General features: G+C 51.7%; 9 protein-coding genes. 7 read left to right on the top strand and 2 right to left on the bottom strand.

Features of this window, described 5'->3' with window-relative positions; genetic code table 11:
* Positions 1-336: 336 nt before the first annotated feature.
* Positions 337-1,671 carry an MFS transporter gene (locus ACO0LM_RS13845; protein WP_423037875.1) on the bottom strand — a complete coding sequence of 445 codons (1,335 nt, stop codon included), beginning with the start codon at positions 1,669-1,671 and terminating at the stop codon, positions 337-339.
* A 215-nt stretch (positions 1,672-1,886) separates the two neighbouring features.
* Here ACO0LM_RS13845 and ACO0LM_RS13840 point away from each other — a divergent pair, with 215 nt between their 5' ends.
* The gene (locus ACO0LM_RS13840) at positions 1,887-2,084 is read left to right on the top strand and encodes a hypothetical protein (protein WP_423037874.1); all 198 of its coding nucleotides are present in this window, start codon (positions 1,887-1,889) and stop codon (positions 2,082-2,084) included.
* A gap of 535 nt (positions 2,085-2,619) precedes the next feature.
* On the top strand, positions 2,620-3,963 hold the full coding sequence (locus tag ACO0LM_RS13835; protein WP_423037873.1) for a GH1 family beta-glucosidase: 1,344 nt from the start codon (positions 2,620-2,622) through the stop codon (positions 3,961-3,963).
* A gap of 538 nt (positions 3,964-4,501) precedes the next feature.
* On the opposite strand, the gene ACO0LM_RS13830 is transcribed toward ACO0LM_RS13835, so the two are convergent.
* On the bottom strand, positions 4,502-6,916 hold the full coding sequence (locus tag ACO0LM_RS13830) for a TonB-dependent receptor (protein ID WP_423037872.1): 2,415 nt from the start codon (positions 6,914-6,916) through the stop codon (positions 4,502-4,504).
* Positions 6,917-7,269: 353 nt separating this feature from the next.
* On the opposite strand from ACO0LM_RS13830, the gene ACO0LM_RS13825 reads away from it, so the two are divergent.
* From ACO0LM_RS13825 to ACO0LM_RS13805, 5 genes are all read left to right on the top strand, one after another.
* Complete coding sequence (locus tag ACO0LM_RS13825) at positions 7,270-8,871, top strand: tryptophan halogenase family protein (protein ID WP_423037871.1); 1,602 nt, start codon at positions 7,270-7,272, stop codon at positions 8,869-8,871.
* Between the two features lie 356 nt (positions 8,872-9,227).
* Complete coding sequence (locus tag ACO0LM_RS13820; RefSeq protein ID WP_423037870.1) at positions 9,228-10,217, top strand: LacI family DNA-binding transcriptional regulator; 990 nt, start codon at positions 9,228-9,230, stop codon at positions 10,215-10,217.
* 440 nt (positions 10,218-10,657) lie between these two features.
* Positions 10,658-12,274, top strand: a complete 1,617-nt coding sequence (locus tag ACO0LM_RS13815; RefSeq protein ID WP_423037869.1) for a DUF5060 domain-containing protein — start codon at positions 10,658-10,660, stop codon at positions 12,272-12,274.
* Entirely contained in the window at positions 12,271-13,863 is a 1,593-nt protein-coding gene (locus ACO0LM_RS13810; RefSeq protein ID WP_423037868.1) for a DUF5060 domain-containing protein, read from the top strand. Before ACO0LM_RS13815 ends, ACO0LM_RS13810 begins: the two co-directional genes overlap by 4 nt.
* Before the next feature lie 97 nt (positions 13,864-13,960).
* Positions 13,961-15,781, top strand: coding sequence for a glycoside hydrolase family 28 protein (locus ACO0LM_RS13805; RefSeq protein ID WP_423037867.1), 1,821 nt, complete (start codon positions 13,961-13,963; stop codon positions 15,779-15,781).
* Positions 15,782-16,080 lie beyond the last annotated feature (299 nt).

The raw sequence follows: 16,080 nt of genomic DNA, 5'->3' as shown, positions 1-16,080 counted from the left end.
GATCATTGCCATGCATCTTGTTACGCTTTAGTTAAAGAGGCAGCCATGCTAGCGATGTCTACCTGTTCGGCTAAGGAATTTTTGCAACTATGCTTATGCGAAAAATGAGACTGGCGATGGGGTCAGGGTTTCAGTATAGTCTTTGTGCTGAATCTTGTTGAAGATTGCTGGAATCTTGAAAACAGGGCCACGTCGCGAAGGAAAATCTGGAAGGCCGAAAATATAAATGCCGCCCGAAGGCGGCATCAAAGTGAGGGACTGTATTACGTCAAAACCTGCCCAGTTGGGACGAGTCTATAAACCTCGATGCTGTAAGCTTGTAATGCACTGCAGTGCCTATTCCCCTATGCTGCGGTCCTCCTTATGATGAAAAGGGGCAAACCAGCAGACTGCGAAAGACGGAATGGTTGCCAGCATGACGAAGATAAAATAATGGGTATAGCCCAGCAATTGCTGCAGGTGGCCACTGATGACACCCGTTACCATCATGCACAAGCCCATCAGACCGGTACCGAAGGCATAGTGAGTGGTGGTGTATTTGCCTGGGGCCAGTTGTTGCATCAGGTAAATCATGAAGCCGACGGAACCAAAACCAAAGAAGAATTTTTCGATGGCTACACCGGCAGTAATCAATAGCTGGTTTTCCGGCTGGAAGATGCTCATCAGCAGGAAAGTGGCATTCGGTATGTTGACGGCACAGCACAGCAGGAACAGGCTGGGTTTCAAACCACGTTTTGCCACAAACACGCCACCCAGCAATGAACCCAGCAGCACCGCTACCAGGCCATACGTGCCATAGATCAGGCCCAGTGATTCATTCGACAGACCCAGACCACCTTTGGCAACCGGATCAACCATGAAGAAAGGGCCGATTTTTTCAAGAAAGCCTATGCTCAGGCGAAACAGAAAGGCAAATGCGACCATCAGCCAGACATCGCGTTTCTGGAAAAAAGTGACGAAAGAATCGCGCAAGATATGCACTGCGTCACCGACGCTGGCGGGTGTGTTTTCTGCCTTGGCACCGTCTGGCATGGTACGCATATGCCAGAACGCCATCAGCGCGGTAATACCTGCCACGATGAGGAAGATGATGCGCCAGGAATCCATCCATTCGGCACCAAATACCTTGGGATCATGATGGAAGAAATCCGTATGCAGTTTGCCACTCAGATACACCAGGCCGCCGGCAGCAACGATAGGGCCGATATTCCAGCTCAGGCTTTGTATGCCGCAGTACAGGGATTGTGCCTTGCCATCCAGCGAGGTGACATACACGCCATCGGCAGCAATATCCTGGGTCGCACCCAGGAAGGAAATCAGCCAGAACAGCAGCATCAGAATCATCATGTAACTGGGCAGTGACATCACCAGTGCGACGCCAACAAAGCCGACGGCAATGGCCAGCTCGGTGCAGATGACAAAGAACTTCTTGGTCTTGTACATCTCGACAAAAGAGGCAAACAAGGGCTTGATGGTATAGGCCAGGATCAGGTAACTGGCATATTCGGCGGCCTGGCCGTTATCCATGCCCAGATTTTTAAACATGATGGCGGTGACGCTGGTCAGCGTCATATACGTCAGTGCCATAGTGAAATACGTGGTGGGTACCCAGAATAGCGGTGAGGGCTTTCCTGGTACTGCACGCAGATGGACTTCTGTCTGTGTAATCATAGTGGCGGCTAGGGTGGCGCTACGCTTTGCCTGGTAGTGACTGATAGTGACAACAGTGACAACAGTGACACCAGGCGGCTGTGCTGACCCTGTCTGCCCGGGCAGGGCTCGCAGCAAACTGGTTCAGCGGACAACCGTAAGAATAGCTAGTCTCGGAATATTTATTATTTGCCTTGCACCAATCAAACGGCCCGGTCAGATCATGAACTGCTTCCATGAATCACCATGCCATCTTCACTGTGCAACAGCTTCGTGTGAATTATTTTCAACAATCAGGCCTTGAAAACCTTTTCAAGAAAAAGAATAGCACGAAATTTGGGAATAAAAAACTTTTGTTCATCAAAAACAGGCATTCAGGGCGCATGGGTGAAGTGAAGAAAATCCTTGTTGGCGAATGGCAAAAAGGCTTGTAGCCTGGTTTTATCTGTCATTCCATATTGTTGTATGCAGACGCATTGCTGCTGCAGGCGGGGGTGAAATCGGGCATTTATAAATACTAAATATGAAATTGTTTTCACTATTTGTACGCAAAACATCTGTACCGCTCTTTTTCTCATGTTCTTTAACAGATTTTGGCAGGACAGATTGTTGACACAGCACAAAGCGGATGATAAATTCCGTTTAGCTTGAAAACGTTTTCACTCTTGCCGTATGCGCTGACTGAACTACCGTTTGCGTATATGGTTGATATGGCCTGAAAGTAGAGGCCATATTTTTTGTAGCAAATTGAAAACGTTTTCAGTTGTGTGGCCTGGCCATTTGTCATGTACTGACGCCCCCGCGAAAAATGCGTGCAGATGGCACTGTTACAGTCCACTAGGAAGGTTTTGTTAAAGCAGGCGGGCAGGGAGACTTGCTATGTCGCCGCCATGCAGAGCTTCCTGAAAATAATAAATAAAGCCGGAGTACGGCCTGCGGGCCGGCATCCGGATTAATCCAATCCTACCAATGAATACTATGAAAAATTCGTCAGCACCACTTTCATTTTCACCGGCTTTTACCTGGGGGGTGGCTACCAGTGCCTACCAGATTGAAGGAGCTGCGACGGCCGATGGGCGCGGCCCTTCCATCTGGGATACGTTTACCCATACACCGGGCAAGATCATTGACGGCAGCACGGGCGATGTGGCTTGCGATCATTATCATCGTTATGCCGAAGATGTAGACATCATTGCGTCGCTGGAAGTAGATTCTTATCGCTTTTCCATTTCCTGGTCGCGTGTGCAAGCGCTGGGCTACGGTGCCTGGAACGAAGCTGGTTTTGATTTCTATTCGAGGTTGCTGGATAAGCTGGAAGAAAAAAATATCAAGGCCCACATTACGCTTTACCACTGGGATTTGCCACAAGGCTTGCAGGACAAAGGCGGCTGGCTGGACCGGGAAACCACGCTGAGGTTTGCTGAATATGCAGCCGAAGTTGCGCGCCGCTTTGGTAAGCGTGTCGCCACCATCGCGACGCACAATGAACCCTGGTGTACTGCCAATCTTGGTTATGGCAATGCGCAGTTTGCGCCTGGTGTTGCTGATACGGTACAGGCTTTACAGGTATCGCACCACCTTTTGCTGTCGCATGGTTTGGCCATGCAAGCCATGCGTGCAGTGAATACCCCGGCGCGCCTCGGTATTGTGTTGAATCAGTGGCCAGCCACACCAGCCACCGGCAGTACAGAAGACGTCGCCGCGGCTGAATGGGAATATGCGCGTTCGGTGCAATGGTTCATGGACCCGATATTCAAAGGACGCTATCCACAGAAAGCGCTGGATCGCATGGACATGACGCAATTTCAGGTGCACCCGGAAGACATGCAAATAATCCGTCAGCCGCTGGATTTTCTGGGGGTGAATTATTATTTCCGAGCCTTTGTCAGTACCGAAAATCCACCCCGGCAGCCAGAAGGCAAACTGGGCTTTTCCGACATGGGCTGGGAAATTTATCCTTCTGGCCTGAGCGATCTTTTGCTGCAGTTAAAGGCCGAATATCCAGACTTGCCAGCGGTGTATATCACGGAAAATGGCATGGCCGTTGCTGATCAAATCGTCGATGGAAAAATCAACGATCAGGCGCGCATTAATTATGTGCAATGGCATCTGCAAGCCGTGCAGGCAGCGATTGCCGCCGGGGTCAATGTACAGGGGTATTTTTACTGGAGTCTGCTGGATAATTTCGAATGGAATTCTGGCTATGAAAAACGCTTTGGCCTGGTACATGTTGACTATGCCACGCAAAAACGTACGCTGAAAGAAAGCGCTTACTGGTACCGAAATTTGATTCGTTCACAGACCACGGCTTAAGCCGTATCCATCAAAGGCAGCCTTACTGCCCTTGCTCTTATTTTTACTTTTGCCTGACCCGGCCCTATGTGCCAGGTCAGGCTTTTTATTTATTAGGACTTACGCAAAACCACCCCGGCTGCGCTGCAGCTCTTCCCCTGGGAGCCGCGTACTAAAGTATTGTATTCGTCGCTACGATGTAGCCGGGGTTTCAGGCAACATGTTGCCTGCCGGCGTAACGCCCTCTGCAAGGGAGGTTTCCTTAAGCGATATCCTTGCCTGGACAATTTTGCGTAAGTCCTCTTTATATATCCCGCAGCCTATCAGGAAATCCTAAGGCCGCCAGTATCATTTTGATCCATAGTCTGCGCATCCTGGTCTCCTGTTAATTTTGCTTGGGTCAATGTAGCCAAGTCTGGGCCGCTACATTTGCTAAACAATGAAAGTCCAGGATGGTGGCTGGCCAAGGAGACGCAAGAACCTGCATCCATGTAAAAACCCCCGGTCACTTGCGTGAACCGGGGGTTTTGCCTGCTTAAGCTGAATGGATAACTTCTATTTAGAAATCAATACCAACATTCACACCGACCGTACGTGGTGGCAGATATTGCGCCTGCCATGGTCCGTTGGCGTTCAAAGCACTGGTTTTGATTTTATTGTCACCAACATTGCGGACAAAGAAATCGCCATACCAGGCAGTTTTCCCGTTGGACTGATAGCGCAGGCCAAGATCAGCGCGGGTATAGGCTTCTTGCTTGTCGCCGTCACCGTAGTTGAACACGCTCAACCAGGTATCCGTTTCGTAATGCAGACTGAGGCGTGGTGTCAGCGTACCACCATCCAGATGGAAGGTGTGCTGATACATGACCTGGGCTGAAAACTTCGGTGTATGCGGCATGGTGTTACCCGAAACATCCAGGCAATTGCTGATACCAGGAATCTTACAGGCAGGCAGTGCATAGTCATTTGAGCCACCGACCAAATTACCCAGCGTTGCCTTGGCAATGGCAATGGTGACTTGCAGCTTGTCGTCTTTACTCAGCTTGGCAGCCAGTTCGGATTCAAAGCCATACACAGTAGCGCCATCCGCATTGGATGTTTGCAGACCACGGGTGCCGTCAGGTGCTGTGACCGGTGCGCTGAACTGGAAGTCTTTGAACTTGCCATAGTACAGTGCATTATTCAGTCGAACTGTGCCGCCCATCAGTGTGCTCTTGGTACCGACTTCGAAGTTGGTCAGTGTTTCAGGACCATAGGTTTTGCCACCATCTTGCAGACCACCTGATTTATAGCCGGTAGAGATGCTGCCATAGATCATGTTGTCTTTGTCGATGTCATGCGAGATGCGCAACAGGCCTGTCATTTTGCTGCCGCTATAGCTGCCGTCATTGATGGAATAGGCTGCAAAGTTGGATGTCGCCGAAGCCGGGTCAACATTCGGGGTAATGGCAGACTGGCTCAGTTCTGGTTTGCTAGAGAAACCATAGCCGCGACCGCCAACATTGGTCCGTTTGTCAGAGGTGAAGCGCAGACCGCCAGTGATATGGGTATCGCTGCTTGCATTCCAGGTTGCCTGACCAAAAGCGGCTGCTGTTTCCACTGTTTCTTTTGGCTGGATGAAGGAACCCTGCCAGCCCACTGTACCTTGATATGTGCCGTTCAGGATAGGAATATCAAAACGGATATCATTGGTTTCAGAACCATAGTACAAACCCAGTTGCCAGTCGATATCACGTGTGCCTACCGATTGCAGTTCAACTTCATGGCTAAAGTTTTTGTAGTTGGACGAGACCGTATTGTTGGCCTGCATGCTGCCACCAGAAGTGAAGCTGGTTGGCAAGGTGGCACCACCATCCTGGTCGAAACGGGAAGAGCCGCTGAACTTGGAATAACCGCCGATGTAAGTCAGTTGCATGGACTTGTCGATGGCGTATTCTATTCTGCCGCGAATGGAATCAGTGTCACGTTTCAGGAAGGGGGCGGTATCTATCAGCGCCGACCACTGGCTTTGGCCAGCACGCGGATTTTGCAGCAGGTTCATCGATGGTGTGCCACGGTCTATGAATTTTTCATAGGACAGATCGATTCTTGTGGCGGCATTTGGTTTCCACAACATGCTGATACGGGCTGCACTTTGATCCTGAGCACCGTATTTAGGACCGTCCTGTACAAACAGCGCATAGTTGATAGGCTGGAATGGTACGACAGTGCCACCGTTTTTCAGGTAAGTGGCAAATGCTGCTTTCTGGCTATCCAGAGACAGGGTAGGCGGCGTCTGGAAATCGACATAGCCATCATGTTTTTCATGGACGAAAGCAAAGCGCAAAGCCAATTCATTACTGACCGGTACATTGAATGCACCGCGTGTACCAATGCGGTTAAAGCTGCCAACGCCACCCTCGAAATTGCCGGAACTGTCGCCGATCTTGGCTTTGGCCGTTTGCATATTGACGGCACCAACCGTGGCATTGCGACCCCACAATGTACCTTGTGGACCACGCAGGACTTCGATGCCTTCCAGATCAAACAGCAGGGAAGTCGCACCTTCAGGACGTGGAGCATAAATACCGTCGATGAACAAGGCAACTTCAGGGTCGGCGTATTCGGTCTTGGCGCTATCGTTACCAATACCGCGCATGGTCATGGTGATGACGCCATGGTCACCCTCATTAGTGGCCTGGAAACCTGGTACCAGGTTGACGACGTCCTGGACGTTTTGCACATGCGCATCATCCAGTGCCTGGGCATTGATCGCGGTGATGGCTACTGGTGTGCGTTGCAGTGACGTGGCGCGTTTGGTACCAGTCACAATTACTTCTGAAATGGTAGTGCTTTCTTTGGCGGTTTTTGCCTGAGCTTGTGTCGAGGCTTGCTCTTGTGCCTGAACGCTGCCCATGCTGGCGAGCAGGGAAAAAATGGCGAACTGGATGGGAGTGCACGCGGCTTTCCGCGGCACGGATGTGCTGATTTTCATATGTCTCCTGTTACACGGTTAGATTTATTGGCTTATTAAACCATTACGTCTTTATGTGAAAACGTTTTCTTATATATGTTTTGCGATTTCTTGTTTTGAAACCGTTTTCATATTACATAGAAACGGTTTTCCGTGTCAAATATAAAATGGTAACGTTTTCAAAATGTTGTAATATGAGATGCCCAGAAGGGGGGCGTGGCTCAGCTTCCCTCAGAGGTATTTGCAAAAACGGGGTGGCATGCCCGGGCGGGGCTGCCACAACAAAACCGTATGAATTTTGCAACAGGTTTATATAAAAACAGAAGAACTTGTTTCTATTCATGAAATGAGTTCCAGAAAACAGGAGACTTTGAATGAAACCGGCACCTAATATTCGTAACATTTTGATTGTGGGCGGTGGGACCGCAGGCTGGTTGACTGCATGTTTTTTGGCCAGCAATCTGTCTCTCGCCAAAAAGGCATCTTCATCCCCGGATGGCATCAGCATTACCCTGGTGGAATCCAAAGAGATAGGCATCATAGGTGTGGGGGAAGGCAGCTTTCCTTCCATCCGCGGCACACTGGCTGCCATAGGTATCGATGAAGTGCGTTTCATTCGCGAATGCAACGCGACATTCAAACAGGGCGTGCAATTTGCCGACTGGGTCCGGCCAGCGGGTGCTGAAGGCAACGGGCATTATTTCCATCCTTTCAGCCATCCCAGCCAACGTCAGGGCGGGCCGGAATTATTACCTTACTGGTTGCTGGGTGCAGCTGGTTCTGGCAAGGCAAGGCGGCCTTTTGCGGATGCTGTCAGCATGCAGAAGCGCATTGCCGATGCCCATCGTGGTCCCAAGCGTTTCGACGACAAGGATTTTCTTGGTCCCATGAATTATGCCTATCACTTTGACGCGGGCAAATTGGCGGCGCTGTTGTGCGAGCATGGCAAATCATTGGGTGTGCAGCAGGTACTGGCGACCGTCGAGCACGTGCAACTCGATAATGAAGGTGCCATTGCTGCCGTGCATACCAAAGAAGGGCAGGCGCTGACTGCTGATCTGTATATAGACTGCACCGGTTTCCGTGCCGCCCTGATAGGCGAAGCACTGGGTTCTCCTTTCCGCAACATGAATGATGTGTTGTTTGTTGACCGTGCCGTGGCGATGCAGGTACCGTATGCGCAGCCAGATATGCCTATCCCTTCCTATACGATTTCTACTGCGCAAGAAGCTGGCTGGACCTGGGATATAGGCTTGCAGCAAAGACGCGGCATAGGCTATGTGTATTCCAGCCGGCACACGGATGAAGCACGGGCAGAGCAGGTCTTGCGCAATTACATAGGACCGGCGTCTGACGGTATGTCCGCCCGGTTGCTGAAGCTGAATGTCGGTTACCGCGAAACCCAGTGGGTCAAGAATTGCGTGGCGATCGGTTTGTCCGGCGGCTTCCTGGAACCGCTGGAATCATCCGGCATAGGCCTGATAGAAACCGCTGCCTATCTGCTGACCTATCTTTTCCCCTTCAATGGCGAACTGGCACCGGTTGCCACCCAGTTCAACCAGCATATGAAGGAGCGCTATGAGCGCATCATCGATTTCGTCAAAATGCATTACTGCCTGACGCAACGTACGGACAGTGCATTCTGGCGCGACAATACCGACCCTGCCACCATCCCCCACAGCTTGCAGGAGAGATTGGCAATGTGGCGTTGCCGCCCGCCTAATCGCATGGATTTTGTGACTGACATGGAAATGTATCCGCCATCCAGCTGGCAGTTTGTGCTGTATGGGATGGAATTCCAGACCGACATGGGCGTCAATCAATTTTCTTACCCGCGTATGGAAGAAGCCGCCAAAGAATTCCAGATGATTGCGCAGATGTCGCAGCATGCCATGGCCGATTTACCGGATCACCGGAAACTGGTTGAGCATATGTGCAAAACCTCTGCCGACATACAGGTGGCGCGCCGGGCTTAGTTGGTTTGCTTTGCTCTCCAGAGGGGCTGGGCCGACGCTGGTTGGCCTGACACCTGTTGATGAGTAGTCATGAGCAAAAGCTGATTGGAAGCGTCGGCGTTTGCTCATTTGAAAAGAAGCATGCTATCCTAATTGTGAAAAGCTTTTCATGATAGGACTTACGCAAAATTGCCCCATCTGCGTTGTAGCTCCTGGCCGTACTATTCGTACTGTCTGCGTCGCTTCGCCTTGCTGGAACAATTTTGCGTAGGTCCTATGTGTTTGTCCTATGTGTTTAATAATGATCTTTCCAAAGAATCATCCTGCCCGACGGAAGGTATTGCGTGGTCGAAAAAATTAGAACAAAAAATGTGCCAGTGACTTTATTGGATGTAGCGCGTGAGGCGGGTGTTTCACCCAGTACGGTGTCGCGCATACTCAATGGTACCGCCAAGGTATCGCCAGACAAGCGGAAAGCCGTTGAAACTGCCATCGCAGAGATGAAGTTCGAGCCTAACCAACTGGCACAGGGCCTGAAAAGCGGTCGTTCCATGACCATAGGCATTGTGGTGCAGGATATCGCCAGCCCCTTCTTTGATGAAACCCTGCATGGTGTGGATGAAGGGCTCAAAGGTACCGGCTATGCATCCGTCATCGTCAGTGGTCACTGGAATGCGGAAGAAGAGGCGGCGCGTATCAAGCTGCTGCTGGCGCGCAAGGTGGACGGCATCATCTTGCTGTCAGGCCGTATCGCTGACAAGACGGTACTTGAATTTGCCAGGGACAAACCGATAGTCGCCACTGGCCGTGCCCTGCATAGCAAGACCGCGGTGGGCTTCAAGCTTGACAATGAGCATGGTGCCTACCTGGCAACCAGGCACCTGATCGAGCTTGGCCACAGACGCATTGCCTTTGTCACAGGCCCCGCCAACAATACGGATGCGCTGGAACGGCAGGAAGGCTACCAGCGTGCCCTGCAAGAATCGAATATCGCATTTGAAGAAAACCTGGTGGTCGAAGGCAATTTCCATGAAGCCAGCGGCCTGATGGCGATCAACCGCTTGCTTGAAAACCAGCAGCAATTCAGCGCCGTTTTTGCTGCCAATGACCTGTCTGCCTATGGCGTACGGCTGGGCCTGTACAGAAAAGGCATACGGGTGCCGGAAGATATCTCACTCATCGGTTTCGACGATTTGCCCAGTTCACTCTACACCACACCACCACTGACAACGATCCACCAGCCTTTGTATGACATGGGTTTGCTGGCAACCAGGACGCTGCTGGGTTTGATCAGCGGAACGGACGTTGACCTGGCTTTGCCGGGCCTGGAGCTGATCGCCAGGGAAACCACACGACGCCTGAGATAAATGACTCTGTCGCCAGGCATTCATCCTTAATCTGGCTGATAGCGGGCGGGTAGTGGGCAGCATGCTACCCGCTACCCGAGCTATATCCTTGTCTTTCATGGCATGCAGGCAGCGCATTTCAGCCATATTTCAGTCTGTCTGAATTCGCGTTAAGCGTATTTTTTCCCTATCTTTGATATTCCCGCCCGGAATGTGCTGTGAATGTGCTGTGAATGTGCTGTTAATTGCAGTCGCATGCCTGACGCTGCTTGCACGTTTGCAAAACAGGGAAATGTTGGTTAAACTGGAATCGACATCAGACATCGTACAACATGATGTTGTAAAGATGTAGCAAGTGTCCAATCCTGGCTGCGGATCATGTATTGCATGCATGATCACCACGCCTGATCGCCAGAAACAAAAATGGATGGCCTGTCAACGCATCATAACGGATCAGTGAAATGACTGGATTGAATTTCTGGCGCAAAGTCTGCGGCGCAGGCTTGCTGCTATGTGCGTTCTTCATGCCGGTACGGCAGGCAGCGGCAACACCTGTGCCGGATGGCAGGGTGCAGGCTCCGGCTATCGTCGAGCAATGGGGGAGCATAGAAATCACCCTGGCCGGTAGCTCACAGGGCAATCCCTTTACTGAAGTTGAATTATCAGCCCGCTTTCGTCAGGGGGAAAAGCTGCTGGATGTTGCCGGATTCTATGACGGTGAAGGTATCTACAAGATACGCTTCATGCCAGAAAGTACCGGTATCTGGCAGTATACGACCAGCAGCAATCAAGCTGCGTTGCGCGGCCAGAGCGGTAGCTTCACCGTTACTGCACCTGCTGCCGGTAATCATGGCCCGGTCAAGGTGCGCAACACTTTCCATTTTGCTTATGCTGACGGGCAAGCCTATCATCAGCTAGGTACAACCAGCTATGCCTGGATACATCAGGGTGATGCACTGGAAGAACAAACTCTGCGCACGCTGGCGGCCTCGCCATTTAACAAGCTGAGGATGACGGTATTTCCCAAGCATTACGAGTGGAGCAAGAACGAACCGCAACTCTACCCATTTGAAGGCACACCACCAGCGCAGTGGGATGTGACCCGTTTTAACCCTGCGTTTTTCCACCATCTGGAACAACGTGTTTCTCAGTTGCGCACACTGGGTATAGAGGCCGACATTATCCTGTTCCACCCGTATGACAAGGGGCACTGGGGCTTTGACCGCATGGCAGCAGCAGCCGATGACCGTTATCTGCGCTATGTGGTCGCCCGTCTGTCAGCTTTTCGCAATGTATGGTGGTCAATGGCCAACGAATTCGATTTCATGACCGGGAAAACACCAGCCGACTGGGACCGCTACTTCCAGATCGTGCAAGCCAATGATCCCTATCAGCATCTGCGGTCGATTCATAATGGCAGCATCTTGTATAACCACACCTTGCCCTGGGTGACCCATGCCAGCATACAGAGTGGGTCAGCAACGGAAGATTTTGAGCGTGCCGTGATCTATCGTGATGTCTATCGCAAGCCAGTGATTTTCGACGAGGTCAAATACGAAGGTAATCTTCCCCAGCGCTGGGGGCGGCTCAGCGCCGAAGAAATGGTCCTGCGGTTTTGGCACGGCAGCATTGCCGGTACCTATGTTGGCCACAGCGAGAGCTATCTTGATCCTGAAGACATTATATGGTGGGCCAAGGGTGGGGTGTTCCACGGGCAAAGTGTGCCGCGCCTCGCCTTTTTGCGAAAAATACTTGAGGATGGTCCGGCCGATGGCCTGGAACCCATTGATAAATGGCAGGACTATCCCTTTGCCGGTAAACGTGGTCAGTATTACCTCGGTTATTTTGGTAGCGAACCGCGTACTAGCTGGCGTTTTGAACTGGCCAAGGCCGGTCTTGCCGAAGGCATGAAGTTCAGGGTGGATGTGATTGACACCTGGAACATGAGCATCACTCCTGTGCCCGGCCTGTTTGAACTCAAGAAACAGGATAACTATCTGTTCGCAGACAAAGATGGCCGCAGCGTCAGCTTGCCTGGCCAGCCCTATATGGCAGTGCGTATAGTGAAGCTACCGTGACATCTACCTTGCTCAGATGGCTGGCAATCGCCGGCATTATTTTCCTGCAGACACCGATATCAGTTGCCAATCAAGTCACGGATGTGCCGGTCAGTGTTGAGCAGTGGGATTTCTTTGAAATCAAACTGACTGGCCCGGCCACGGGCAACCCGTTTACCGAAGTCAGTCTGTCGGCACAATTTGTGCAAGGTGACAGGAAGCTGGATGTGCCAGGATTTTACGATGGCGATGGTATCTACCGTATACGCTTCATGCCCGACACCATTGGTGAATGGCAGTATGAGACGCATAGCAACCGTGTCGAATTGCAAGGCAGGCATGCTGCCATTCTTGTCAAGCCTGCGCGCGCTGGCAACCATGGCCCGGTAAGCGTGCGCAATACCTTTCATTTTGCCTATGCTGATGGCACTCCATATCGCCAGATCGGTACGACCAGCTATTCCTGGCTGCATCATAACCAGGCACTGGAAGAACAAACACTCAAGACACTGGCGACATCGCCGTTCAACAAGTTGCGAATGGTGGTGTTTCCCATGCAGCAGAATAATCCCGACCTGTATCCTTTTGCCGGAAGACCACCACTGGCCTGGGATCTGAGCCGTTTTAATCCGGCTTTTTTTCGGCATATAGAGACAGGTATCGACCAGCTCCGTACGCTGGGGATCGAGGCCGATATCATCCTGTTCCATCCTTATGACAAGGGGCATTTTGGCTTCGACCGCATGCCGGCGAGCGTCGATGACCGCTATCTTCGCTATGTGGTGGCACGCCTGTCCGCTTACCGTAACGTCTGGTGGTCAATGGCCAATGAGTTTGACTTCATGACGGCGAAAACAACGGCCGACTGGGATCGTTATTTCCATATTGTGCAGCAGAGTGATCCCTATCAGCATTTGCGTTCTATTCATAATGGCTTACAGTTGTATAACCAGACCCAGCCCTGGGTCACCCATGCAAGCATACAGAGTGGAGCGGTGGCCGAAGATGCCAGGCGTGCCGTGATTTTACGAGATGTTTATCGCAAGCCTGTGGTACTGGATGAAGTGAAGTACGAAGGCAATATGCAGCAACGCTGGGGGCACCTGACACCAGAAGCGATGCTGCTGCGGTTTTGGCAGGCAACTATCGCTGGTACCTATGCGGGCCACAGTGATACCTATCTGGATCCTGAAGATGGTTTGCCGTGGTTGGACAAAGGCGGTGTGTTCCGTGGACAGAGCGTGCCGCGGATCGCCTTCCTGCGCTCGGTACTGGCAACGGCACCAGCCGAAGGCCTTGATCCCATCGACGAAGGGGCCAGTCTTCCCTTTGTGGGCAAACGCGGCAGTTATTACCTGACTTACTTCGGACGTGCAACACCGCTCAACTGGAAATTTTTGCTGTACCAATCCGGACTCAGGGAAGGGATGCGCTGCAAGGTAGAGATCATCGATACCTGGAACATGACGATACATCCCGTCGATGAGTATTTCGAACTTAAAAAGCAAGATGATGACAGTTTTATCGACAAGCATGGCCGCAGTATTGCATTGCCCGGCAAGCCCTACGTGGCCTTGCGCATCACAGTATTAACAACGCAGCAGCAATAATTGAATGAACAGTTTTTTCGTCATCTGCAATCCATTTATATTCAGGTGGCGCTAAGGCTATAACAAACGCTATAACAAACCAAATGGAGAGCAAATAGTGAACAAACATCAAGCCCACCCGGTTAATCAGAAGCGCCGCCGATTGCTGCAAGCAGGTGCAGTGCTGGCCACTTGTCTGTCCGAACCTGTATTGGCAGCGACCAGGGACGATCCATGGCAGGCAGCGCAAGCGATTATCGATCGCTGTACCCGGACATTGACGTTTCGTCCGCAAGACTTTCTCATCACCGCCTATGGGGCCAGTGAGTGCGAGGTGGTGCTGACAGAGGCGTTCATCTCTCACGATGAACGGGGCAAGGTCAAGGCACCCAAGCCAGGTGCTGCCGATTGTTATCCGGCAATCACCGCAGCGATTGCGGCTTGCCATGCGGCCGGTGGTGGCCGTGTACTCATACCAAAGGGTAACTGGTTATGCTGTGGCCCCATGGTATTGCGTTCGAACGTGCATGTGCATCTGGCTGCTGGTGCCCACCTGTTTTTTAATAATGACCCGGCTGACTATGCGCGGCATGGCGACTACGATTGTGGCCCGAATGGAAAGCTGGTGCTCTCGCGCTGGCAAAGTAATGATTGCCTGAATTTCTCACCGCTGGTGTACGCCTACGGCCAGCAAAACATTGCCCTTACTGGTGAAGATGCCACCAGCATTCTGGATGGCCAGGGCGGTGTCGCATTTCCTGGCAGTAAGGATTGCTGGTGGGGCTGGGCGGGTCGCAAGGCAGACGGCGCACCCGCCAATGACAGGCAAAGCGTGGTCAATCCGCGCAACCCGGCTTCGCTGGAATCACTGGCACCCGGTTTGTCCCCTGAACAGGCCAGGCTGATAGAAGGTGGTCGGGAAACCTGGCGCTCAGACCATTATTTCTTGCCAGCCTTGTCTGAAGCGGGTGTACCGGTTGAACGCCGGATTTTTGGCATGGGTCATTTCCTGCGGCCACATATGATCCAGTTGATTGGCTGCACCGATGTATTACTGCAAGACTATCAGGTGCAGGCTGCGCCATTCTGGTTGCACAATCCTGTCAATTGCCGCAACGTACTCTTCCGCAATGTGCAAATGCAAAGCATAGGACCGAACAGTGATGGTTTTGACCCGGAATGTTGCGACAATGTGCTGGTCGACGGATGCACCTTCAATACCGGCGACGATTGTATTGCCATCAAGGCTGGCAAAAACCGCGACATCCAGTATGGGGTGACACGCAATATCGTGATTCAGAATTCCATCATGAATAGTGGCCACGGCGGTGTCACGCTGGGCAGCGAAATGGCGGGTGGTATTGAAAACATCTATGTGCAGAATGTGGAATTTCGTAATCTGCACTGGGCCAGCGATGCCTTGCGTACTGCTATCCGCCTGAAGACCAATATGAATCGTGGCGGATTTTTGCGCCACCTCTATGTGCGCAATGTGACCTTGCCTAACGGCGTGCAGACCAAGGCCAGCTTTTCCAATCTGTTGCCAGGTGCCGAGGTGCCGCCACGCAGCGCATCGGTGGGCGGCGGGGCGGTCATTACCTTCGATTGCGATTACGCGCCCAAGGATGACGTGATGCGGATACGGCCGCCACAGGTATCGGACGTGTACATTAGCGGAGTCAAGGTCAGCAATGTGAATACCGATCAGGGGGCGCGTTCCTGCTACCAGGCTATTGTCTTACTCGGGCCGCTCAAATCCAGCTACAACGGCCCGGATAAGCCCGTGGTGTCACCCATTACGAATGTGACCATCAGCGACTGCGACTTTGGCACACCGGTGAATGGCAAGCAAGCCTGGTTCATCCATAATGTGCGCGAACTGGTGTTGCGCAACGTCACCATCGCGAACAAGGTTTACAACGAAGTGCTGTCAGCATGATGGAATGACCCGGTACTGCCGTGTGTTGAAATGCGGCAGTACTGGTGGGCATGAGATAAATAATATTGTCGATAATTTAATGCGAAATATTGCTAAATAAGCATTCATTCAAGGTAAGCACCTGACAAGGGTGCGCATATAAAAGTGGCACTATTTACTTTTATTCCAGTTATTTCTCATTTCCAACCCTGATTTCGTCAGTCTGTCGCAAATGTCAGGCCAATTTTTCCTGGATTTGTCAGAATGCCTGCCTGAGAGATTGCGTTTGTCTTGACGCTGAAAGGGACGGGGACTATATT

It is taken from the genome of Undibacterium sp. Di26W, from assembly GCF_049340265.1.
Classification (GTDB): domain Bacteria; phylum Pseudomonadota; class Gammaproteobacteria; order Burkholderiales; family Burkholderiaceae_D; genus Undibacterium.
Note: the sequence above shows the minus strand (reverse complement) of the source record. Positions and strands in the feature narration are given on the sequence as shown.

Bases quoted from the DNA above. Each gene is read 5' to 3' on its own strand.
- ACO0LM_RS13830 (WP_423037872.1), bottom strand. From the start codon at position 6,916: ATGAAAATCAGCACATCCGTGCCGCGGAAAGCCGCGTGCACTCCCATC.
- ACO0LM_RS13835 (WP_423037873.1), top strand. From the start codon at position 2,620: ATGAATACTATGAAAAATTCGTCAGCACCACTTTCATTTTCACCGGCT.
- ACO0LM_RS13840 (WP_423037874.1), top strand. From the start codon at position 1,887: ATGAATCACCATGCCATCTTCACTGTGCAACAGCTTCGTGTGAATTAT.
- ACO0LM_RS13815 (WP_423037869.1), top strand. From the start codon at position 10,658: ATGACTGGATTGAATTTCTGGCGCAAAGTCTGCGGCGCAGGCTTGCTG.
- ACO0LM_RS13845 (WP_423037875.1), bottom strand. From the start codon at position 1,671: ATGATTACACAGACAGAAGTCCATCTGCGTGCAGTACCAGGAAAGCCC.
- ACO0LM_RS13825 (WP_423037871.1), top strand. From the start codon at position 7,270: ATGAAACCGGCACCTAATATTCGTAACATTTTGATTGTGGGCGGTGGG.